The following is a 20,067-nucleotide window of genomic DNA, read 5'->3' on the forward strand; positions in this document are numbered from 1 at the left end:
GTCAGTACCCGACGGTGAACCGCTCCCGTACGTGCGCGGGCGACTCGATCTCGTCGAGGACGGCGACGGCGAAGTCGGCGCCGGAGATGAAGGACTCTCCCTTGTCGTCGGTGACGATCACGTCGCCCCCGGTGCGGTACGAGCCGGTGCGCTCCCCCGGTGCCCAGGCGCCGAAGCCGCCGGCCGGGTGGATGTAGAACCAGTCGCGGCCGCTCGTGTCGGCCTGGAGGTCCTCGAGGATGCCGATGGCTTCCATGGCCTCGGGCTTGATCTCTTCGGGGAAACCGCTGTCGATGACGCGCGGCCCGCCCGGGGCGACGAGGCTGCCGCCGGCTCCGCCGATGACACCGACGCGCACGGACAGCGGCAGGGCCGCGATGACGCCGTCGACGGCCTCGCGCATCTTGCCGACCATGTCACCACGGGGCGAGGTCGCGAAGACGACGACGTCGACTCCGTCGAGCTCGGCCGCGAGGGCCGGGGCGTCGAGCATCGTGCCCTCGATGTAGGTCGCCCCCTCGATCCGATCGGCGGGGACCTTGCGCGCGACGGAGACGACGGTGTGTCCTCGACGGACACCCTCGGCGACGATGTTGCTGCCGGCGTAGCCGGTGCCTCCGATGACGGCGATACGGGTCATGATGGTCCCTCTCCTGCGGTTGGACAGTCGAGTGCCAGTCTTACCCGTCTCCCTGTGGTCGCGCTATCCGTCCGCCCTCCGGCGGCGGAGATGCGTCACTCGCTCGCGGCCCGGAGGGTGGACACCTGGTAGAGCGCGACGGATGCCGCGATCCCGGCGTTCAGCGATTCGGTCGCCGCGTTGATGGGGATCGACACGATCTGGTCGCACGTCTCGGTGACCAGGCGCGAGAGCCCCTTGCCCTCGGAGCCGACGACGATGACGACCGGACGGTCGGCCAGCTCGAGGGCGGGCAGCGACACGTCGCCGCCGCCGTCGAGACCGAGGATGAAGACGCCCTGCTTCTTGAACTCCTTGAGCGTCGTCGTCAGGTTCGGGGCGATCGACACCGGGATGCGGGCGGCAGCACCGGCGCTGGTCTTCCACGCGGCGGAATTGACGCCCGCCGAACGCCGCTGCGGCAGGATGATCGCCTGTCCGCCGAACGCGGCCGTCGAGCGGATGATCGCCCCGAGGTTGCGGGGGTCGGTGATGCCGTCGAGGGCGACGAACAGCGGAAGCTGGCCGCGCTCGATGACCTGCTCGAGCAGGTCCTGCGGGTGCGCGTACTCGTAGGGCGGGACCTTGAGCGCGACGCCCTGGTGGACGCCGTCGAAGCCGGCCATGCGGTCGAGCTCCTGTCGGGTGACCTCGAGGACGGGGATCTCGCGGTTCGTCGCGATGGAGAGCATCTCCTTGACGCGGTCATCCATCTCGACGCGCTGCGCGATGTAGAACGCGGTCGCCGGGATCTTGGCGCGGAGGGCCTCGAGGACGCTGTTGCGCCCGGTCACGGTCTCGGTGTCGTCCCCGGACTTCGCCTTGGGCGCGCGGCCGCCCGTGGTCTGGCGGATCTGCGGCTTGCCGCCCGCCGCGACGAAGCGCTCCTTGGCGGCCCTGCGCTTGCCGGCGGGGTGCCAGGCGCGGTCCTCGGCCTTGGGGGTCGGGCCGCGCCCCTCGAGCGAGCGCTTGTTCTTGCCGCCGGTCCCCTTCGTGGGGCCCTTCTTGCCGCGTCCCGCGGAGGGGTTTCCAGGCTTAGCCATTGTTCAGACTCCAATGGGTCCCCGAGGGACCGTCTTCGAGGACGACGCCGGCCGCCGCGATCGCGTCGCGGATGCGGTCGGCTGCCGCCCAGTCTTTCGTCGCGCGGGCGTCCGCGCGCTGGTGGATCATGGTGGTGACGAGGCGGTGCAGGGCGGTGGCCATGGACTGCGCCGTTGCCCCCGACCACTTCGCATCCATGGGGTCGATGTCGAGGAGGCGGGTCATCGCCGCCACCTGACGGAGCGCGTCGTCCGCGGCGGCGGAATCCTCCGCGTCGAGGGCCGCGTTGCCGCGGCGCACCGTCTCATGGAGGACCGCGAGAGCCTGCGGCACGCCGAGGTCGTCGTCCAACGCGGCCGCGAATTCGGCCGGAAGGTCCGCTCCCGCGAACCACCCGACGGATCCGTCACCGGCGCGGATGGCGCGCTGCAGGAACGAGCGGATGCGGCCGAGCGCGGCATCCGCTTCGGCGAACGTCGACTCGGTGATGTCGAGGTTCGAGCGGTAGTGCGCCGAGATGAGCGCATAACGGACCACGAGCGGGTCGGTGTCGCGGAGGACGTCGTCGGCGAGGAGGAAGTTGCCGAGCGACTTCGACATCTTCTGGTCGCCGACGGTGACGAGACCGTTGTGCACCCAGTAACGGGCGAAAGCGTCACCGGCCGCGGTCGATTGTGCGAGCTCGTTCTCATGGTGCGGGAAGCGGAGGTCCAGGCCACCGCCGTGGATGTCGAACTCCGGGCCGAGGTAACGGCGGCTCATCGCCGAGCACTCGATGTGCCAGCCCGGTCGTCCTGAGCCCCAGGGAGAGTCCCATGCGGCATCCGCGGGCTCGTCGGCCTTCGTCCCCTTCCAGAGCGCGAAGTCTCGCGGGTCCCGCTTGCCGCGCGGATCGGCGTCGGCGGCCGACTCCATGGCGTCGACCGACTGGTGCGTGAGGGCCCCGTACTGCGGCCAGGAGCGCACATCGAAGTACACGTCGCCGGCTGCGGCGTACGCGTGCCCCGCCTGGATGAGGCGCTCGATGAGCTCCTGCATCTGCGGGATGGATGCCGTCGCCCGCGGCTCGTACGTCGGGGGCAGGATGCCGACCGCGGCATACGCGCGCGAGAACTCGAGCTCCATCCGGTAAGCCAGTGCCCACCACGGCTCGGCGTCGCTCGCGTTCACGAGGACCTTGTCATCGATGTCGGTGACGTTCCGCACGAAGGTGACCCGGCCGAACCGGTGCGCGAGCCACCGGCGCAGGATGTCGAAGCTCAGCGCCGCGCGGACGTGGCCGATGTGCGGGCCGGATTGCACCGTCGGCCCGCAGACGTACATCGTGACGTTCTCGGGGTCGGCGGGCGCGAAGTCGCGCAGCGCCTGAGCCTGGGAGTCGTAGAGCCGAACCGTCACCGGTCCATGCTACCGGGGGGTGGCATCCGAGCCCGCTCCGAGGCGATAGAAAGGACGGGTGCTGCACGTGTTCGCCGTCTTGGCCGCCGCCCTCCTGTTCGGGACGACGGGAACCGCCCGAGCACTCGGCCCCGACGGGGCGTCCGCGCTCTCCGTCGGCGTCGCGCGCTCGGTGGTCGGCGGGACGGCCCTGGCCGTCCTGGCCTTCGGGCTCGCCGCCGCCCATCGCCGCCGGGCGCCACACGGGCCGCGGCCCGCCCCGTCCTGGCGACCGCTCACTCTGATGGCCGTCACCGGAGTGGCTCTCAGCCTCTACCAGCCCCTCTTCTTCCTCGGGACGCAAACGAACGGTGTCGCCGTGAGCACGGTCATCGCGCTCGGCTCCGCGCCCGTGCTGGCCGGCATCCTCGAATGGATCCTCTCGCGCCGTGTGCCGTCGCCCCTGTGGATGGCCGCGACCGCCCTCGCCGCGATCGGGGTGGTCCTGCTCGGCCTCGGAGGCGGAGGCGGCACGGGCGGTGTCGACGCGCTCGGCCTCGCCGCCGCCGTCGGCGCGGGCGCGTGCTTCGCGGTGATCGCGAACGCCCAGCGTCGTCTGCTCGACGCCGGCTGGGACGCCTTCACCGTCGTCGGAGCCATGGGCGTCGGCTCTGCGCTCGTGTGCGCGGCCGTCATCCCGTTCGTGGATCTGTCGTGGGCCCTCACGCCCCCCGGCATCGCGATGGCGCTGTGGCTCGGCCTCGCGACGATCGCCGTCGCCTACGCGCTCTTCACCTGGGGACTGCAGGGCCTGACGGCGGCGACCGCAGCCACCCTGACCCTCGCCGAACCGCTCACGGCGACCGTGCTGGGCGTGACCGCGCTCGGCGAGACCCTCTCGCCGCTCGCCGTTGCAGGCCTCGCGGTCCTCGCCGTCGGACTCGCGGCGCTCGCGTGGGGGTCCCGCCGCCCTCGCGACCCTCGACCGTACGCCGTGGAGGCCTGAGGTGTCCGCGCGCGAGGATCTCGACATCCGCGTGGACGATCTCACCGGGGAGGCATCCGTCGCACTCGTCCGGCACCACCTGGCGGGCATGCACGAACTCAGCCCCGCCGAGAGCGTCCACGCGCTCGGTGTCGCGCAGCTGCAGGAGCCGTCCGTCACGGTGTGGTCCGCCTGGCGCGGCGAAGAACTCGCCGGGATCGGTGCCCTCGCACTCCTCGGCGAGACCGACGGCGAACTGAAGTCGATGCGCGTCGCCGCCGCCCACCTCGGCACCGGTGTGGGTCGCGCGATCCTCCGCCACATCCTCACCGATGCTCGGGCGCGCGGGCTCACCCGGGTGTGGCTCGAAACGGGATCGGATGCCGGTTTCCTGGCCGCGCGCACGCTGTACGCCAGCGAGGGGTTCATCGAGTGCCCTGCGTTCGGCGACTACCTGCCCGATCCGGCGTCGACGTTCATGACGCGGGCGCTCTGATCCGTCCGCTCAGGCGGGGAAGACGACAGCCACCGCGAAGGCCGCCACACCATCGCCGGTGCCGGTGAAACCGAGCCCGTCAGTCGTGGTCGCCGACACCGAGACCGGTGCCCCGAGGGCTTCGGAGAGCACTCGCTCGGCTTCGACCCGGCGGGCGGCGAAGCGCGGACGATTGGCCTGCACCTGCACACTGACGTTGCCGACCACCCACCCCGCCTCGGCCGCGAGAGCGCGCGTCCGCGCGAGGAACGCCGCCGCGTGCGCCCCGGCGTACTCGGGCTGAGCCGTCCCGAAATGCGTGCCGATGTCGCCGAGCCCGGCCGCGGCGAGAACCGCGTCCACGATGGCGTGGGCCACGGCATCCCCGTCGGAGTGCCCCTTGAGCCCGGGCTCGCCCGGCCACTCCAGACCGGCCAGCCAGAGCGTGTCGTCACCGCCGAACGCGTGCACGTCCGTCCCCATCCCGACGCGCGGGATCGAGGGCGAGGCCGGCGACGCGGCGCGAGGGACCGGCTCGACGAGCGCGCGGGCGCGGTCCAGGTCGGCGGTCGTCGTGATCTTGAACGCTCGCTCGTCTCCCGGCACCGTACGCACCTGCGTGCCGGCGGACTGCAGGAGGGCCGCATCGTCGGTGTGGTCGGCTGCGGCATCCCGATACGCGCCGTCGAGGACCGCGCGTCGGAACCCTTGGGGCGTCTGCGCCGCGGCGAGGACGGAGCGGTCGGCCGTCTCCACGACGACATCGTCCGCGACGCGCTTGAGCGTGTCCACGACAGGGAGGACCGGGATGACCGCGTCCGAACCCTCCGCGACGGCGTCGATCACGCGCGCGAAGACGTCCGGCGGGGTGAGCGCCCGCGCCGCATCGTGGACCAGCACGATCTCGACATCCGCCCAGACCGCGGCGAGGCCCGCCGCGACCGATTCCTGACGCGTCGCCCCGCCTGCCACCACCGACACCAGATCACGGCGCCCACCGGCCGCGCCCAGGGCCTCCGTCGTGGCGTCGCCGACGCGGTCGTCCGGGGCGACGACGATCACCTGCGCCTCGGGAGCGTCGAAGACGCCGCGCAGGGCGTGACGGAGGATCGTGTGCGCGTCGATGCCGACGAAGGCCTTCGGCGACCCTGCTCCGAGACGCGTCCCCGATCCCGCCGCGACGACGATGACGGCCACACGCGGAACGGGGATGATGCTCATGCCTTCGAGCGTACCGAGCGATCGGGCGACGGACGGCGGCGCAGGAGCAGGACGGCGACGCCCAGGAGGAGTGCGCCGACCGCGGCGATCGGCAGATCGAGGAACCACTCCATGACCGCGAACGGCGGAAGGAAGGCGCACACCCACGCGAGGCCGACGACGATCGGATGCGGGGTGGGACCGAGCGTGCCGAGAGCCTCCCACTTCGCGATCGCGAGCGACAACGCCAGGAGCACCCCGAGCACCGCGACGAACAGGACCGGTCGCGACCACCACCACTCCGCGGAGGCCGGAGTCGGAGCCGCGCCCGGGATCAGCAGACTGAGACCGGTCAGAGCGAGCATGACGGGCAGGTGCCACAGGTAGATCGTCATGAGGCGCGACCCCAGCACGAAGACGACACCCTGCATCGGCCGGAGCGACATGAGGCGGGTGAGGAGCGGTTTGAGCAGCCTGAGCAGGCATGCCTGCGCGACGCCCAGCACGACCAGCGGCACGGCGGGAGGGTTCAGGTTGCCGAGCATGCTCGCCGAGTACGGCCCGATCGCGGTGAGCGGCCAGAGCGCCGCGTAGCACGCGGCCGCGACGCCGACCAGGACGAGCGGATGCCGACGGTCGAACCATCCGTCCGCGTACCAGAACCCGAGTTGCTGGACGAGCGGCCACACGAAGAGCAGGTTGAGGAGCCCGATCTCGGGGATGCCGATCGAGAAACGGGCCGCATCGACGAGGACGACCCCGGCGGCGAGGACCGCGAGGGTGAGGACGGGACGATGCGCGTGGCACGCGGCAAGGAAAGGCACCGCGGCCTGGCACAGCAGATACGCCGCGAGGAACCAGAGGGGCGATCCCGCGCCGATCGCGGCGTCGGCCACCAACTGCGGCGGCAGACCGGCAGCGGTCGCGACGCCGAGGACGATCGCGAAGAAGAGGAACAGCGGCAGGGCCGGCTGAGCGAGTCGGAGCGTGCGGGTGCGGATGAAGCCCGCGGCATCCCCGCCCTTCGTCGTCCACGACCGCCATCCGGTCGCGGCGGCGAAACCCCCGACGACGAAGAACAGCGGCATGATCTGCCCGACCCAGGTCGCGGCGTTGAACCAGGGCTGTTCCTCGGCGGGACGGGATGCCACGAGGCCGCCGTCCGGTCCGGGGCCGATCCCCACCTGCACGAGGTGGACGACGATGACGAACAGGACGCACACGACCCGCGCGAGATCGAGCGTGAGATCGCGGCGTGAGAGGTCGACGGCGGCGGGCGCGGCGCGGGTGGTCACCGCCTCATCATGCCGGTCCCCTGCTCACTCCGCATCGGAATGCGCCCGGACAACGAAGAACGGCCGGCTGGTGGGCCGGCCGTTCTGTCGACGTCTCAGGAGGCGAGGACCTCGTCGAGGACGGCGGATGCCTTCTCCTCGTCGGCCTTCAGAGCCAGGGCGATCTCGGAGATGAGGATCTGCCGCGCCTTCGCGAGCATCCGCTTCTCACCCGCGGAGAGACCGCGGTCCTGATCACGGCGCCAGAGGTCGCGCACGACCTCGCTCACCTTGATGACATCACCCGACGCGAGCTTCTCGAGGTTCGCCTTGTAGCGACGCGACCAGTTGGTCGGCTCCTCGGTGAAGGGAGCGCGAAGGACGTCGAAGACCTTCTCGAGCCCGTCCTTCCCGATCACGTCACGGACGCCCACGAGATCCACGTTGTCCGCGGGGACCTCGATGATGAGGTCTCCCTGGGTGACGTTGAGCTTCAGGTATTTCTTCGTCTCGCCCTTGATGACGCGATCCTTGACCTCGATGATGGTCGCAGCGCCATGGTGCGGATAGACGACGGTTTCGCCAACCTCAAAAAGCATGCAGTTGTGTCCTTTCGGCAACCTCCAGAATACCACAGGCGACATACGCTAGAGTTCGCCGCCCTCCTGCCCGACGCCCTCGCCGCGACCCCATAGGATGAGAGGGTCGCCGTTCGTGTCATCTGGAGGATCCGTGAAATCGCGTCTCATCGCGTCCCTCGCCCTGGGCGCTGCTGTCGTTCTGGGCACCACCGGCTGCAACATGCTGGCACCGCAGGCGACGACCATCCAGTACTCCGCGTCCGACGGCGTCAACGTCCCCGACTCCGGCCCGCTCAAGGTGCGCAACGCTCTGATCATCGCGAACGAGGACGGCACGCTCGGCAACCTGGTCGCCGCCGTCGTCAACAGCACCGAGGACGACCTGACGCTGAACGTCTCGATCGACGGCCAGGCGCAGAAGCTCGAGGTCGGTGCGAACTCGTCCGTCTCGCTCGGCGTCGACTCGGCCGCCATGCTCTTCGACGACGTGGGCAAGCCCGGCGCGGATGTCGACGTGTCCTTCCAGTCCGGCGAGGGTGAAGGCGTCCGCATCAGCGTGCCGATCCTGGACGGCACGCTCCCCTACTACACGCAGTTCGTTCCGACCCCGGCCGCGACGGCGACGCCCGCGAGCTGACCCGCGCGCACACGAAGTAGGCCCCCACCGCAGCGGTGGGGGCCTACTTCGTGTCGGGCGATCAGGACTCGAATCGGTATCCGAGGCCGCGTACCGTCAGAAGCATGACCGGCTCGCTCGGGTTCTCCTCGATCCGCGATCGGATGCGCTTGATGTGCACGTCGAGCGTCTTCGTGTCGCCGAAGTAGTCGCTCCCCCACACTCGGTCGATGAGCTGCCCGCGGGTGAGGACACGGCCGGCGTTGCGCATGAGGAGCTCGAGGAGCTCGAACTCCTTCAGCGGCATGGAGATCTCCTTGCCGGCGACGGAGACCGTGTGACGGTCGATGTCGAGGCTCACCCGACCCCCCTCGATGACCCGATCGTCGACGTCGAGGTCGTCGCTCTCGCTGCGGCGGAGGACCGCTCGCATGCGCGCCAGCAGCTCCCTCGAGGAGTAGGGCTTCGTGATGTAGTCGTCCGCCCCCAGCTCGAGACCGACGACGATGTCGACCTCGCTGTCCTTGGCCGTCAGCATGATGATCGGCACCTTCGAGGTGGATCGGATGACGCGGCACACCTCGGTCCCCGGCATCCCGGGGAGCATCAGATCGAGGAGGACGATGTCGGCGCCCCGAGACGTGAAGGCGTCGAGGGCCAGGCCGCCGTCCTCGGCGATCTCCACCTCGAAACCCTCCCGACGGAGGAGGTAGGCCAACGGGTCGGCGAGGTCGGGTTCGTCTTCGACGATCAGGACTCGGGTCATGGTGCGTTCCTTCTGGCGGGCGCCTTCGCGCCGGTCTTCTTCGGTTTCTTGTGCTTGCGGGGGATGGTGAGCTCGGAGGTGGCGACGAGAGGCAGGCGGATGGTGAAGGTCGACCCCCGTCCGGGGCGGGACCACAGTTCGACGGAGCCGCCGTGTCGCTGCACGGCGTGCTTCACGATCGAGAGACCGAGGCCCGTCCCGCCCGTGCGGCGGGATCGTGCCTGGTCGGCGCGGTAGAACCGCTCGAAGATGCGCTGCTGATCGCTTTCGGGGATGCCGATGCCGTGGTCCGCCACGGCGATCTCGACCGCTCCGTCCGCCGTGCGGACCCCGACGCCCACCTGCGCTCCCGCCGGCGAGTAGGCGATCGCGTTGGCGAGGAGATTGCTGACGGCCTCGGTGAGGATCTGCGGATCGCCGCGGACGAACAAGCCCTTGTCGCCGCCGCGCGCGACAGTGATGCCGGCGGATTCGGCGGTGACCGCCTGCGACTCGATGGCCGACCGCACCACCTCGTCGACCGAGACGTCGCGCATCTCGGCGATCTCGTCGGCGGACTGCAGGCGGGACAGGTTCATGATGCGGGAGGTGAGCTGTCCGAGGCGATTCGCCTCGGCGCTGAGACGGCGCGCGAAATGACGCACCTGCTCCGGGTCGTCCGAGGCCGACTCGATCGCCTCGGCCAGCAGCGTCACCGCGCCGACCGGCGTCTTCAGCTCGTGGGACGTGTTCGAGACGAAGTCGCGCCGCATCTGCTCCACACGTTCGCGCTCGGTGATGTCGCGGATGACGATGAGGGTGAGCCGCGGGGTGATGACACTGGCGCGGGCAGCCACGACACGCGGCTCGACGCCACGCTTGAGCGTCATGTTCTCGGAGGCCGGAAGACCCGTCTGACGGGCGTTCCGGACCAGCAGGCGCAGTCGATCCGAGTCCAGGCTGTCGTTCACGCGCAGAGAGAAGACCTCGGCGGTCGCCGACGCGGCGAGGACGAGCATCGACGGATCGACGACGACGGCCGCGTCATCCATCCCCTGCAGGACCGAGGCCGTGCCCTCCGGCAGATCCGTCGACGTCACCAGTCGGGTGCGCTCTCGCGCCCGTACGGCGTAGACGACGAGGCCCACGGCGCCGGCGCCGACCAGGAGCCCCACGACGAGCGCCAGCAGCTCGAGCTGCGTCGAATCCATGCCCCCAGCGTAAGGTGGTCGCACCCCCGCAATCGGACGGATATCGGGCCGTGCGCCCCGCACCGCCGACTGTTCACCGTGTCGGCACCGACCGTTAACCTGAGCGCGGGAGGATCGCCGAGGTCTCCGCGCGACAGGTCGCGCCCCTCACCCGCCCGCACGAAGAGAAGGTGCTCCATGCGCGAAGTTTTCCACCAGTCCCTCGAGGACGTGCAGACCCGTCTCGTCGAGATCTCCGACCTCGTCACCGTCGCGATCGAGCAGGCGACCCGCGCCTTCGCGACGAGCGACGTCGCCCTGGCCGAAGAGGTCATCGACAACGACAAGGTGATCGACGACCGGGCCATCGAGCTCGATGAGCTCGCCATCGAGATCCTCGCCCGCCAGCAGCCGGTCGCGCGCGACCTGCGCATCGTCGTCGCCGCGCTCCGCGTCAGCGCGTCGCTCGAGCGGATGGGCGACATCGCGGAGCACATCGCCCAGCTGACGCGCATGCGCTTCCCAGAGCGCGCCGTCCCCAAGGGGCTCAAGAACACGTTCACGAAGATGGGCGAGATCGACACCGAGGTGGCCCGCACACTGGCCGATCTCCTCCGCACCGAGGACCTCTCGCTCGTGAACCGCCTCCACGAACTCGACGACCAGCTCGACGCCCTGCACCTCGCCGTCTTCGAGAAGGTGCTGAGCGACAACTGGCAGGGCGAGGCCTCCGCGACGGTCGACGCCACCCTGGCCTCGCGCTACCACGAGCGCTTCGGCGACCACGCCCTCTCCGTCGCCAAGAAGGTCTCATACCTGGCGACCGGCACGTGGGCGGCCGACCCTGAAGGTGTCGACGCCGAGGTCTGATCTCGCTCCGGGTCCGCCCGGACGACGAAGAGCGGATGCCGCGAGGCATCCGCTCTTCGTGTCTTCCGAGGTGTGCGGCTTACTTCTTGCCCTGCGAAGCGACCGCGGCGGCGCCGGCGGCGGCGGCCTCGGGGTCGAGGTATTCGCCCGGCCCGAGGGGCTCGAGGTTCTCGTCGAGGCGGTACACCAGCGGGATGCCGGTGGGGATGTTCAGCTCGGCGATGTCGTCGTCGCTGATGCCGTCGAGGTGCTTCACCAGTGCGCGCAGCGAGTTGCCGTGGGCGGTGACCATGACGGTCTTCCCGGCCTTCAGGTCGGGGACGATCTCGCTCTCCCAGTAGGGGAGCAGACGATCGATGACGATCTTGAGCGACTCGGTGCGCGGGACCTCGCCGTCGATGCCGGCGTACCGGACGTCGCCCACCTGCGTGTAGGGGTCGTCGTCGGAGATGTCCGGCGGCGGCACGTCGAACGACCGGCGCCACAGCATGAACTGCTCCTCGCCGAATTCGTCGAGGGTCTGGGCCTTGTCCTTGCCCTGCAGCGCGCCGTAGTGACGCTCGTTGAGACGCCACGAGCGCTTGACCGGGACCCAGAGACGGTCGGCCGCGTCGAGCGCGATGTTGGCGGTCTGAATGGCTCGCGACAGCACCGACGTGTGGAGGATGTCGGGGAGCAGGCCCGACTCCTTCAGCAGCTCGCCGCCGCGCTGGGCCTCCGCTTTGCCCTGGTCGGTGAGGCGGACGTCCACCCAGCCGGTGAACTGGTTGGACTTGTTCCACTCGCTCTGACCGTGCCGAAGAAGGATCAACGTGTAGGGGGCTGTCATGCTCGCAATCCTACCGGCGCGGGCGATGCGATCATGGGGTCATGACGCGTTCCGAGCCGGTCGTGGGGCAGGTGACCCGAGGGACGACGAACACCAACCGGCTTCGCCGTGTGGACCGCTGGATCGCGCGGCATCCGATCCTGCGACGGACGGCGGATCCGCTCGTGGTCGACCTCGGCTACGGGGCGAGCGGCGTGACCGCGTTCGAGCTCGAGGCGAGGCTCCGCCACGCTCGGCCCGACGTCGAGGTGCTGGGGCTCGAGATCGAACCGGCGCGCGTCGCTCGGGCGCGGGGGCAGCTCGCGCGCGTGCGTGCCGGCGACGGGGTGTTCGCCCCGGACGCGCGGGTGTCGTTCGCGCGCGGCGGCTTCGAGGTGCCGGTGCCGGGAGACCGTCGGCCCGCCGTCATCCGAGCGTTCAACGTGCTGCGGCAGTACGACGAGCAGGACGTCCCCGGGGCGTGGGCACGAATGGCGGCGCGACTGCGTCCCGACGGCATGCTCGTCGAGGGGACGTGCGACGAGCTGGGGCGCATCTCGACGTGGATCGAAGTGGGACCGGATGCCGCACCCCGCAGCCTCACGATCTCGTTGCGACTCGCGGAGCTCGACTCCCCCGCGATCGCCGCCGAGCGTCTGCCGAAGGCGCTGATCCATCGGAACGTCCCCGGCGAGCGCGTGCACGAGGTGATCGATGCGCTCGAGCGGGAGTGGACGCGCGCCGTCGCGGCCTCGTCGTTCGGTCCCGTCCAGCGATGGCGCTCGACTCTCGAGGCGTTGGCCGGCGCCGGCTGGCCGATCGGCTCGCGCTCGCGCTGGCGGCTGGGTGAGTTCACCGTGCCCTGGGAGGCCGTCGCACCGCGGTGACGCGGTGTGCGTGTCACACTCGCGGGAGCAGCGCCCTCGCGTCGGCCGGGCTCAGCCCGGTCGCGCACAGGAGGTCGGTCGCGAGAGGGCGAAGCGCGGTGACGAGAGTCTGATCGCCCAGCGAACCGTCGGGCACGAGCGCCACCGGGTCGAGGCGGGCGGCGACGGCGGTGAGCAGCTCGCGCGCGGCGGGCTCGAAGGTGATGTCGGTCAGGGAGGACTGCAGGAGATCGGCGCCACGCGTGAGGTCGAGGAGCAGATCCGCTGCGACGTCGCGCGTGCGACCGTCGTCGACGAGGTACACCGAACGACGGGCGACGACGCGGAGGTTCCGCACTGCGAGGTCCATGCTGATCCGCATCCGCTCGTAGCGGGCGAGTTCGAACCGCTGCCGCCGCAGGAACGGCGAGATGCGCGCGATGGCGATGCCGGATTCGACGGACGTCCGCCAGTCGTCGACGAGGGTCTGCAGACTCCGCGCCTTCTCGAGCCCGCGCTCCGCGCGCACACGGCTGCCGCGGCGCAGTCCCTGCGCGACGGTGCCCGCCGCGCCCTGGAACGCGTCGAACAGCCGGGCCGCGTCGGTCAGCGCGGTGCGGAGAGGGCTCCGCGGAATGAGGGCGGTCACCAGAAGGGCCATCGCCCCGCCGATGAGAGCGTCGAGAAGGCGGAGGAACGGCACCTGCGCCGGTACGACGACGACGATGATCGACTGGATCGCCGCCGCGATCGCGAACCCCGCCTGCGGAGACACGAACCGGGCGATCGAGAGACTCACCGCGAGCGTCAGTGCCAGCTGCCACCAGCCGCTCCCGGCGGTGACGACGACGAGCTCCGCGACGAACACGCCGAGCACCATCCCGATGACGGTCTCAAGCACCCGCCACGGCCGGGCGTCGCGGACCAGGCCGAGGCTCGAGATCGTGACGGTCGCCGCGATCAGCGGGGCAGGATGCCCCAGCCCGTAATGCGCGATCGAGAACGCAGCGCTCGCGGCGACGACCAACTGCACGATCGCGACGGCCGACCCGCGCAGGCGCGCCCAGCCCTCCCGCGGATACTTCCGGACGGTGGGCACCGGAGCCGTGGCGGTCGGTTCCCCCGTCATCGTCAGCGGCGCTGGGAGAGTCGGGGCAGACGAGGGACGGATGCCGCGCGCCCCGCATCCGGTGGCACGACGACCTCCTGCGCGGCAGCGACCTCGCCGTCGCCGACCTCGACGGTCAGTGCGGCGTCGACGGGCACCGAGCGCTTCACGATCGCCAGCGCGATGGGACCTTCTTCGTGGTGACGGGCGACCGAGGTGACCGCGCCGACGTCGGCGCCGCCGAGGCGGACGGCGCTGCCGGCGGTCGGGAGCTCGGCATCCGATCCGTCGAGCTGGAGGAAAACCATGCGACGCGGCGGATGCCCGAGGTTGTGGACCTTCGCAACCGTCTCCTGCCCGCGATAGCAGCCCTTGTCGAGGTGGACGGCGGTGCGCAGCCAGTCGACCTCGTGCGGAAGGGTACGTCCGTCGGCTTCGGCGCTCGCGCTCGGGCGCCAGGCCGCGACGCGCAGCGCGTCTGCCGCCAGGTAGCCGGCCAGCCGGACATCGCCGCGGACGGCCGCCGCAGCGAGATCGTCCCAGGCGGCGCGCGGGACGACGGCTTCGGCCCAGTCTCGGTCCGCCCCGGGATGCGGCTGCGTCGCCGCGTACCCCCACCCGCCGACGCCGACGTTCGGCCATGGGTCACGCCAGACGACCGCGGCACCGAGCACGCCGACCGCTGCACCGGTACCCGCCACGACGCCGAAGTCGGCCGACGCATCCTGCGGATCCACGCGCAGCCGGAACCGCATGCGCGTCAGCCAGGTCAGCAGCCCCTGGGCGCGGTCCCGGTCGACGATGAGCCACGTCCGCTCCCCGTCATCGACGACGGATGCCGCGTGCTCCACGTGCCCCTGCGGGTCGAGCACGAGCAGCTCGGTGCCGACGGCGGGGGCCAGCGAGGTCAGCGCCTGCGAGGTGATCGAATCCAGCCACGTGAGCCGATCCTCACCGGCGACGGTCAGGACGACCCGGTCCTCAAGGGGCACGATCGCCGCACCGGCGGCGAGCTCGCGCTGCTCGCGGACCGGGTTCCCGAGGTGGGCGAGGCCCCGGTCATCGACGACGGCGCCGGGGACTGCCGCGAAGGCGTCGCTCATCACTGGACCTTCGCGAGCCGAGCGGAGGCGTGCGACGACAGTGCGGACCCGAGGGCGGCGACGTCCCACGCCCAGAGCAGGTGCCCGTCGACGAGCCCGTACATCCGGGTCGCCGACGCGTACTCCTTGGCGCCGGCGGGGCGCACGATGGCGTCCGTCGCGATGTCGATCCGAGGTCCGCGGACCTGACCGAGGTAGAGCTCGCTGATCCCGTCGGAGTGGACGAGGGCCACCGTGATCTCGAAGCCGCCTGCCTCGGTGCGAAGCTCCTCGACGTCATGGACGGAGCGCGGCTCGGAGCGAGGGGCGAGGGCCGGAAGGAGCGCGGGACCGGCGTCCGCATCGGTCGCAGGACGCGAGAGGCGCCAGTAGCCGGTCTCGGCGACGAGGTCGGTGCGGTTACCGTCGGCATCCTCGAACCAGGCAGTCGCCGAGTAGTTCAGGGCGTCGCCGCCGTCGTGGCTGAAGCTCACGCGGTGCGAGAACTCACCCGACATCGTCCGGCCCTGCGCGTCGTACTCGAGAACGCCGGTGCCTTCCCAGACACCCAGCAACCAGGAGAGCGGGACCAGATCAGCCGGAAGGTCCGTCGGCAGATCGATCACGAGCTCAGCGCTGACCGCGGTAGAGGTTCCAGACGACGACGCCGGACACGAACGCGATCGCGAGCGATGCGAGGCCGAGCAGCCCGACGAAGAAGAGTTCGAGTGCGACGAGATCCATGCCGTCCACTTTAGCGGCCGGATGCGGCCCCACGGTCGGCGGACGACGCGGTCACGCCGAGGCGAGGAGTTCGGCCAGCGCGAAGCCCGCGCCCAGCAGCCCCATGACCACCAGCGCGCCGAGCACACTGGCCGAGATCCTGAGGATGAAGCCCTGCGAGCGCCCCGTCGCCAATTGGACGGCGAAGGCCAGGAAGAAAGAGAGTCCGAGGCCCACGAGGAGCCATGCCCCGCGCCAGTCCGGTTCGACGAAGATCCCGATGGCCAGGGCGATGAGAGCCGCCGCCACCCAGACGGCGATGACACCGGCGGCCCGCGAGCGGGGAAGGATCTCGGGCGAGGTCATCCCCCCATTGTTGCGCACGTCCCGGCGGTGCGCAGGGACGCGGCGCAGGCGGCACCGGGGCTACCCCTAAGATGAGACGCGGTTCCGAGTCCGCACCGGAGGGTCCCCCTTGGCACAGTTGCTCGTCCTGAGCTCCGCCGCCGGCGGCGACTCCGTCCTGCCCGCTCTCGAACTGCTGAGCCACCGCGTCCGGCAGATCCCCGCGGAAGCGGCGCAGCTGGTCAACGCCCCTCACGCAGACGTCGTCTTCGTCGACGCGCGCCGAGACCTCGTCGGAGCGAAGTCGCTCTGCAAGATCCTCACGACCACCGGGCACGACGCACCGCTCATCCTCGTCGTGACCGAGGGCGGATTGACCGCCGTCTCGCCCGACTGGGGCATCGACGACGTCATCCTCGTGGCCGCCGGCCCCGCTGAGGTCGATGCCCGGATCCGCCTCGCCGTGGGGCGCGTGTCCAAGGAGCAGGTCTCGACCCGCATCCAGACCTCCGGCATCACGATCGACGAGTCCTCCTATTCCGCGAAGGTCCACGGCCGACCGCTCGACCTCACGTACAAGGAATTCCAGCTCCTGCACTTCTTCGCGACGCATCCGTCCCGCGTCTTCACCCGCGAACAGCTCCTGAGCGAAGTCTGGGGCTACGACTACTTCGGCGGCACCCGGACCGTGGACGTCCACGTGCGGCGGCTGCGCGCCAAGCTCGGCGACCTCGAACAGCTCATCGGGACGGTCCGCAACGTCGGCTACCGCTTCAACGTGTACGAGGACGAGCAGCTGCCAGGCTCCCCCGCCTGAGCGCGACACAGCGGCATCCGCTCGTCGTGTTCACGCACGGGACACGTCCCCCTGCAATGATGTGGGGATGATCGACACCCAGGTTCACGACTCCGGACTGGGCGACGCGGACGACGACGACTTCGATGACGTCGTCGAAGCGTACGACTCGCAGCTCCCCGACAACCGCTATCTCGACCGCGAGCTCAGCTGGCTCGCCTTCAACCAGCGGGTTCTGGAGTTGGCGGAGGATCCGAACCTGCCGACCCTCGAGCGCGCGAACTTCCTGGCGATCTTCGCCAGCAACCTCGACGAGTTCTTCATGGTGCGGGTCGCCGGACTGAAGCGCCGCATCCTCACCGGACTCGCGATCCCCACCAACGTGGGGCGCGCACCGCTCGACGTGCTCACCGACCTCGCGACCGCCGCACACGCCCTCCAGGAGCGACACGCCGCGGTCTGGTCGGAGCAGGTGCGTCCCGCGCTCGCCGAGTCCGGCATCGAGGTCGTCTCGTGGGCCGACCTCTCGGACGAGGAGCGCGAGATCCTCTACGACTACTTCTCCTCGCAGGTGTTCCCGGTCCTCATGCCGCTTGCGGTCGACCCGGCGCACCCGTTCCCGTACATCTCGGGACTCTCGCTCAACCTCGCGATCCGCATCCGCAACGCGCGCACCGGCCGCCAGGAATTCGCGCGTCTGAAGGTGCCCCCGATGATGCCGCGACTCGTCGAGGTCCGGAAGGACGGCAACACCGTCCGGTACCTCCCCCTCGAAGAGCTGATCTCCGAGAACCTCGGCGACCTCTTCCCCGGCATGGAGATCCTCGAGCACCACACGTTCCGCCTCACCCGCAACGAGGACGTCGTCATCGAGGAGGATGAGACCGAGAACCTCATCCAGGCGCTCGAGGCCGAGCTGCTGCGTCGCCGGTTCGGCCCGCCGATCCGCCTCGAGATCACCGAGGACATGGACGACGTGACGCTGTCGCTGCTGCTCGACGAGCTCGACATCACCGACAACGACGTCTACCGTCTGCCCGCCCCGCTCGACCTCCGCGGCCTGTTCTCGCTGTCGCAGATCGAACGGCCCGACCTGCGCTACCCGGCGCACGTGCCGAAGACGGCGACGCCGTTCCAGCCCGCGGAGCAGAACGGCCGGGCGGATCTGTTCGCGGCCATCCGCAAGGAGGACATCCTCGTCCACCACCCGTACGAGTCGTTCACGACGAGCGTCGTCTCGTTCCTGCAGCAGGCCGCGCGCGATCCGCACGTGCTGGCGATCAAGCAGACCCTCTACCGGACCTCGGGCGACAGCCCCATCGTCGAGGCGCTCATCAACGCGGCCGAGAACGGCAAGCAGGTGCTGGCCCTGGTCGAGGTGAAGGCGCGCTTCGACGAGGCGGCGAACATCGGCTGGGCGCGCACGCTCGAGAAGGCCGGCGTTCACGTGGTCTACGGCCTCGTGGGCCTGAAGACCCACTGCAAGCTGCTGCACGTCATCCGAGAAGAAGACGGCGCGCTCCGCAGCTACAGCCACATCGGCACGGGCAACTACAACCCGAAGACGAGTCGCATCTACGAGGACTACGGCCTGTTCACCGCGAACGAGCAGGTCGGTCGCGACCTCACCCGTCTGTTCAACGAGCTCAGCGGGTACGCGATCGAGAAGAAGTTCAAGCGGCTCCTCGTCGCTCCCCTCCACCTGCGCAAGGGGCTGCTGCGTCTCATCGACGCCGAGCGTCGCAATGCGCTCGACGGCAAGCCCGCGTACGTGCGCATCAAGGTCAACTCGATGGTCGACGAGCAGATCATCGACGCCCTGTACCGCGCCAGCCAGGCGGGGGTGAAGGTCGACGTGTGGGTGCGCGGCATCTGCTCGCTGCGCACCGATCTGCCCGGGGTGAGCGATAACATCACGGTCCGCTCGATCCTCGGTCGCTACCTCGAGCACTCCCGGATCTTCGCGTTCGGCCACGGCGGCGAGCCGCAGGTCTTCATCGGCAGCGCCGACATGATGCACCGCAACCTCGACCGCCGCGTCGAGGCGCTCGTACGAGTGACCGCGCCCGCCCACGTGAACGAGCTCATCGAGCTGTTCGACCTCGCGATGGACGACTCGACCAGCTCGTGGCACCTCGGCTCCGAGGGCGAGTGGACGCGTCATCACCTGGCCGCCGACGGCACGCCGCTGGTGGACCTGCAGGAGAAGACCATGGCGGCGGTGCTCCGTCGGCGACGCCAGCGGGCGGTGCGATGACGGAAACCGCGGTCTACGCCGCAGGCGGCGTGGTGTGGCGGATGCTCGACGGCAAGCTCCTCGTCCTCGCCATCCACCGCACGAAGTACCGCGATGTGACGTTGCCGAAGGGCAAGGTCGATCCCGGCGAGACGCTCGCCGAGACTGCCGTGCGCGAGATCCACGAGGAGACCGGCATCCGCGTCAACCTCGGGGTCCCCGTCGGCGTCTCGACGTACCGCATGCCCAGCAAGCGGACGAAGATCGTGCACTACTGGAGCGCGCAGGCCACCGAGAAGGCCATCCGCGAATCGGCGTTCGTCCCGAACCGCGAGATCGCCGCGATCGAATGGATGCCGGCGCGCAAAGCCCTCGCGAAGATGAGCTACCCGGTCGACGTGGAGATCCTGGAGAACTTCCTGCGCCTCGTCGACGACGGCGTGCTCGAGACCTTCCCCCTCGTCGTCCTCCGTCACGCGAAGGCGACGCCGCGGGAGGAATGGTCGGGGGCGGATGCCGAGCGTCCCCTCGCCGCTCGCGGCAGGAAGCAGGCGCAGTCGATCGTCGGGCCGCTCCGCGCGTTCGGCGTGCGGCGCGTGTACTCGAGCGATGCGGTGCGGTGCGTCGACACCGTTGCCCCCCTCGCAGAAGCGCTGGGCCGCGACATCCACCGCACCTCGACGATCTCGCAGGACGCCTGGGATGCCGGCGATGCGGATCCGCGGACGCTGGTCGGCAAGCGGGTGCGTGCGCGCAAGTCCGCCGTGCTGTGCTCGCACCGGCCCGTCCTGCCCGAGCTGATGCACGAGATCGCTCTCGCGACGGGCACGGTGAAGGGCTCGTATCTGGGTGACTCCTCCGCCCTCGAACCGGGTGGGTTCTCCGTGGTCCATCTCTCGGCCACCAACCCCGGATCGGGGATCGTGGCGATCGAGACACACGCTCCCCAGGTGTGATCGGGCAGACGAATCCGTTCGGACCGGGTTCGTTCACCTGTCGTTCACCTCTGGAGCGGAACCTGGTCACCGGCGGCTCTTAGCGTCGAGCCAGCCCCGCACCCGGGGTGT

Annotated in this window: 21 protein-coding genes; 8 read left to right on the top strand and 13 right to left on the bottom strand. The window is 70.2% G+C overall.

Annotation, left to right across the window (positions count from 1 at the left end):
* Nucleotide 1: 1 nt before the first annotated feature.
* From AC4NN1_RS07185 to cysS, 3 genes are all read right to left on the bottom strand, one after another.
* Nucleotides 2–640 (bottom strand): NAD(P)-dependent oxidoreductase, encoded by a 639-nt coding sequence (locus AC4NN1_RS07185; RefSeq protein ID WP_336123345.1) that lies wholly within the window; start codon nt 638–640, stop codon nt 2–4.
* Between the two features lie 95 nt (nt 641–735).
* Nucleotides 736–1,722 carry a 23S rRNA (guanosine(2251)-2'-O)-methyltransferase RlmB gene (gene rlmB, locus AC4NN1_RS07190; protein WP_491954912.1) on the bottom strand — a complete coding sequence of 329 codons (987 nt, stop codon included), beginning with the start codon at nt 1,720–1,722 and terminating at the stop codon, nt 736–738.
* Nucleotides 1,715–3,121, bottom strand: coding sequence for a cysteine--tRNA ligase (cysS, locus tag AC4NN1_RS07195; RefSeq protein WP_491954913.1), 1,407 nt, complete (start codon nt 3,119–3,121; stop codon nt 1,715–1,717). Before cysS ends, rlmB begins: the two co-directional genes overlap by 8 nt.
* A 58-nt stretch (nt 3,122–3,179) precedes the next feature.
* On the opposite strand from cysS, the gene AC4NN1_RS07200 reads away from it, so the two are divergent.
* Together AC4NN1_RS07200 and AC4NN1_RS07205 are read left to right on the top strand one after the other, a co-directional pair.
* Nucleotides 3,180–4,106 carry a DMT family transporter gene (locus AC4NN1_RS07200; protein WP_491954914.1) on the top strand — a complete coding sequence of 309 codons (927 nt, stop codon included), beginning with the start codon at nt 3,180–3,182 and terminating at the stop codon, nt 4,104–4,106.
* Between the two features lies 1 nt (nt 4,107).
* Nucleotides 4,108–4,581, top strand: a complete 474-nt coding sequence (locus tag AC4NN1_RS07205; protein WP_491954915.1) for a GNAT family N-acetyltransferase — start codon at nt 4,108–4,110, stop codon at nt 4,579–4,581.
* 9 nt (nt 4,582–4,590) lie between these two features.
* On the opposite strand, the gene ispD is transcribed toward AC4NN1_RS07205, so the two are convergent.
* The 3 genes from ispD to AC4NN1_RS07220 all read right to left on the bottom strand — a co-directional run bounded on the left by ispD (nt 4,591) and on the right by AC4NN1_RS07220 (nt 7,633).
* Complete coding sequence (gene ispD, locus AC4NN1_RS07210) at nt 4,591–5,781, bottom strand: 2-C-methyl-D-erythritol 4-phosphate cytidylyltransferase (protein WP_491954916.1); 1,191 nt, start codon at nt 5,779–5,781, stop codon at nt 4,591–4,593.
* Nucleotides 5,778–7,055 (bottom strand): acyltransferase family protein, encoded by a 1,278-nt coding sequence (locus AC4NN1_RS07215; RefSeq protein WP_491954917.1) that lies wholly within the window; start codon nt 7,053–7,055, stop codon nt 5,778–5,780. The genes ispD and AC4NN1_RS07215 overlap by 4 nt, the downstream gene beginning before the upstream one ends.
* Before the next feature lie 95 nt (nt 7,056–7,150).
* Entirely contained in the window at nt 7,151–7,633 is a 483-nt protein-coding gene (locus AC4NN1_RS07220; RefSeq protein ID WP_018187148.1) for a CarD family transcriptional regulator, read from the bottom strand.
* A 133-nt stretch (nt 7,634–7,766) separates the two neighbouring features.
* Between AC4NN1_RS07220 and AC4NN1_RS07225 the strand changes: the two genes are divergently transcribed.
* Nucleotides 7,767–8,252, top strand: a complete 486-nt coding sequence (locus AC4NN1_RS07225; protein ID WP_020098260.1) for a hypothetical protein — start codon at nt 7,767–7,769, stop codon at nt 8,250–8,252.
* 61 nt (nt 8,253–8,313) lie between these two features.
* On the opposite strand, the gene AC4NN1_RS07230 is transcribed toward AC4NN1_RS07225, so the two are convergent.
* Both AC4NN1_RS07230 and AC4NN1_RS07235 read right to left on the bottom strand, forming a co-directional pair.
* Nucleotides 8,314–8,997: a winged helix-turn-helix domain-containing protein gene (locus AC4NN1_RS07230; protein ID WP_311859434.1), complete on the bottom strand. Its 684-nt coding sequence runs from the start codon at nt 8,995–8,997 to the stop codon at nt 8,314–8,316.
* Nucleotides 8,994–10,187 carry a sensor histidine kinase gene (locus AC4NN1_RS07235; RefSeq protein WP_116228375.1) on the bottom strand — a complete coding sequence of 398 codons (1,194 nt, stop codon included), beginning with the start codon at nt 10,185–10,187 and terminating at the stop codon, nt 8,994–8,996. The genes AC4NN1_RS07230 and AC4NN1_RS07235 overlap by 4 nt, the downstream gene beginning before the upstream one ends.
* Nucleotides 10,188–10,364: 177 nt before the next feature.
* Here AC4NN1_RS07235 and phoU point away from each other — a divergent pair, with 177 nt between their 5' ends.
* Nucleotides 10,365–11,036 (top strand): phosphate signaling complex protein PhoU, encoded by a 672-nt coding sequence (phoU, locus tag AC4NN1_RS07240; RefSeq protein WP_018187144.1) that lies wholly within the window; start codon nt 10,365–10,367, stop codon nt 11,034–11,036.
* 79 nt (nt 11,037–11,115) lie between these two features.
* On the opposite strand, the gene AC4NN1_RS07245 is transcribed toward phoU, so the two are convergent.
* Nucleotides 11,116–11,865, bottom strand: a complete 750-nt coding sequence (locus tag AC4NN1_RS07245) for a phosphoglyceromutase (RefSeq protein ID WP_116228374.1) — start codon at nt 11,863–11,865, stop codon at nt 11,116–11,118.
* Nucleotides 11,866–11,906: 41 nt separating this feature from the next.
* Between AC4NN1_RS07245 and AC4NN1_RS07250 the strand changes: the two genes are divergently transcribed.
* The gene (locus AC4NN1_RS07250) at nt 11,907–12,731 is read left to right on the top strand and encodes a class I SAM-dependent methyltransferase (RefSeq protein WP_491954918.1); all 825 of its coding nucleotides are present in this window, start codon (nt 11,907–11,909) and stop codon (nt 12,729–12,731) included.
* Between the two features lie 13 nt (nt 12,732–12,744).
* On the opposite strand, the gene AC4NN1_RS07255 is transcribed toward AC4NN1_RS07250, so the two are convergent.
* The 4 genes from AC4NN1_RS07255 to AC4NN1_RS07270 form a co-directional block, all read right to left on the bottom strand.
* Nucleotides 12,745–13,839, bottom strand: a complete 1,095-nt coding sequence (locus tag AC4NN1_RS07255) for an FUSC family protein (RefSeq protein ID WP_491954919.1) — start codon at nt 13,837–13,839, stop codon at nt 12,745–12,747.
* A 2-nt stretch (nt 13,840–13,841) separates the two neighbouring features.
* Nucleotides 13,842–14,921 carry a CAF17-like 4Fe-4S cluster assembly/insertion protein YgfZ gene (gene ygfZ, locus AC4NN1_RS07260; protein ID WP_116228371.1) on the bottom strand — a complete coding sequence of 360 codons (1,080 nt, stop codon included), beginning with the start codon at nt 14,919–14,921 and terminating at the stop codon, nt 13,842–13,844.
* Nucleotides 14,921–15,526: a nitrobindin family protein gene (locus tag AC4NN1_RS07265; protein WP_491954920.1), complete on the bottom strand. Its 606-nt coding sequence runs from the start codon at nt 15,524–15,526 to the stop codon at nt 14,921–14,923. The genes ygfZ and AC4NN1_RS07265 overlap by 1 nt, the downstream gene beginning before the upstream one ends.
* A 169-nt stretch (nt 15,527–15,695) precedes the next feature.
* On the bottom strand, nt 15,696–15,989 hold the full coding sequence (locus AC4NN1_RS07270; RefSeq protein WP_116228369.1) for a hypothetical protein: 294 nt from the start codon (nt 15,987–15,989) through the stop codon (nt 15,696–15,698).
* Nucleotides 15,990–16,098: 109 nt separating this feature from the next.
* Here AC4NN1_RS07270 and AC4NN1_RS07275 point away from each other — a divergent pair, with 109 nt between their 5' ends.
* From AC4NN1_RS07275 to AC4NN1_RS07285, 3 genes are all read left to right on the top strand, one after another.
* On the top strand, nt 16,099–16,785 hold the full coding sequence (locus AC4NN1_RS07275) for a response regulator transcription factor (RefSeq protein WP_116228368.1): 687 nt from the start codon (nt 16,099–16,101) through the stop codon (nt 16,783–16,785).
* A 67-nt stretch (nt 16,786–16,852) separates the two neighbouring features.
* Entirely contained in the window at nt 16,853–19,021 is a 2,169-nt protein-coding gene (locus AC4NN1_RS07280) for an RNA degradosome polyphosphate kinase (RefSeq protein WP_018187135.1), read from the top strand.
* Nucleotides 19,018–19,956 (top strand): NUDIX hydrolase, encoded by a 939-nt coding sequence (locus AC4NN1_RS07285; RefSeq protein WP_336123333.1) that lies wholly within the window; start codon nt 19,018–19,020, stop codon nt 19,954–19,956. The genes AC4NN1_RS07280 and AC4NN1_RS07285 overlap by 4 nt, the downstream gene beginning before the upstream one ends.
* The last annotated feature ends 111 nt before the right edge of the window (nt 19,957–20,067 follow it).

It is taken from the genome of Microbacterium sp. MDV22-iso44 (genome assembly GCF_058629135.1).

Excerpts from the sequence above, each read along its gene's own strand:
- AC4NN1_RS07220 (WP_018187148.1), bottom strand. The coding sequence starts at position 7,633 with ATGCTTTTTGAGGTTGGCGAAACCGTCGTCTATCCGCACCATGGCGCT.
- ygfZ (WP_116228371.1), bottom strand. The coding sequence starts at position 14,921 with ATGAGCGACGCCTTCGCGGCAGTCCCCGGCGCCGTCGTCGATGACCGG.
- rlmB (WP_491954912.1), bottom strand. The coding sequence starts at position 1,722 with ATGGCTAAGCCTGGAAACCCCTCCGCGGGACGCGGCAAGAAGGGCCCC.
- AC4NN1_RS07235 (WP_116228375.1), bottom strand. The coding sequence starts at position 10,187 with ATGGATTCGACGCAGCTCGAGCTGCTGGCGCTCGTCGTGGGGCTCCTG.
- AC4NN1_RS07185 (WP_336123345.1), bottom strand. The coding sequence starts at position 640 with ATGACCCGTATCGCCGTCATCGGAGGCACCGGCTACGCCGGCAGCAAC.
- AC4NN1_RS07270 (WP_116228369.1), bottom strand. The coding sequence starts at position 15,989 with ATGACCTCGCCCGAGATCCTTCCCCGCTCGCGGGCCGCCGGTGTCATC.
- AC4NN1_RS07230 (WP_311859434.1), bottom strand. The coding sequence starts at position 8,997 with ATGACCCGAGTCCTGATCGTCGAAGACGAACCCGACCTCGCCGACCCG.
- AC4NN1_RS07250 (WP_491954918.1), top strand. The coding sequence starts at position 11,907 with ATGACGCGTTCCGAGCCGGTCGTGGGGCAGGTGACCCGAGGGACGACG.
- AC4NN1_RS07285 (WP_336123333.1), top strand. The coding sequence starts at position 19,018 with ATGACGGAAACCGCGGTCTACGCCGCAGGCGGCGTGGTGTGGCGGATG.
- AC4NN1_RS07255 (WP_491954919.1), bottom strand. The coding sequence starts at position 13,839 with ATGACGGGGGAACCGACCGCCACGGCTCCGGTGCCCACCGTCCGGAAG.
- phoU (WP_018187144.1), top strand. The coding sequence starts at position 10,365 with ATGCGCGAAGTTTTCCACCAGTCCCTCGAGGACGTGCAGACCCGTCTC.
- AC4NN1_RS07245 (WP_116228374.1), bottom strand. The coding sequence starts at position 11,865 with ATGACAGCCCCCTACACGTTGATCCTTCTTCGGCACGGTCAGAGCGAG.
- AC4NN1_RS07280 (WP_018187135.1), top strand. The coding sequence starts at position 16,853 with ATGATCGACACCCAGGTTCACGACTCCGGACTGGGCGACGCGGACGAC.
- ispD (WP_491954916.1), bottom strand. The coding sequence starts at position 5,781 with ATGAGCATCATCCCCGTTCCGCGTGTGGCCGTCATCGTCGTCGCGGCG.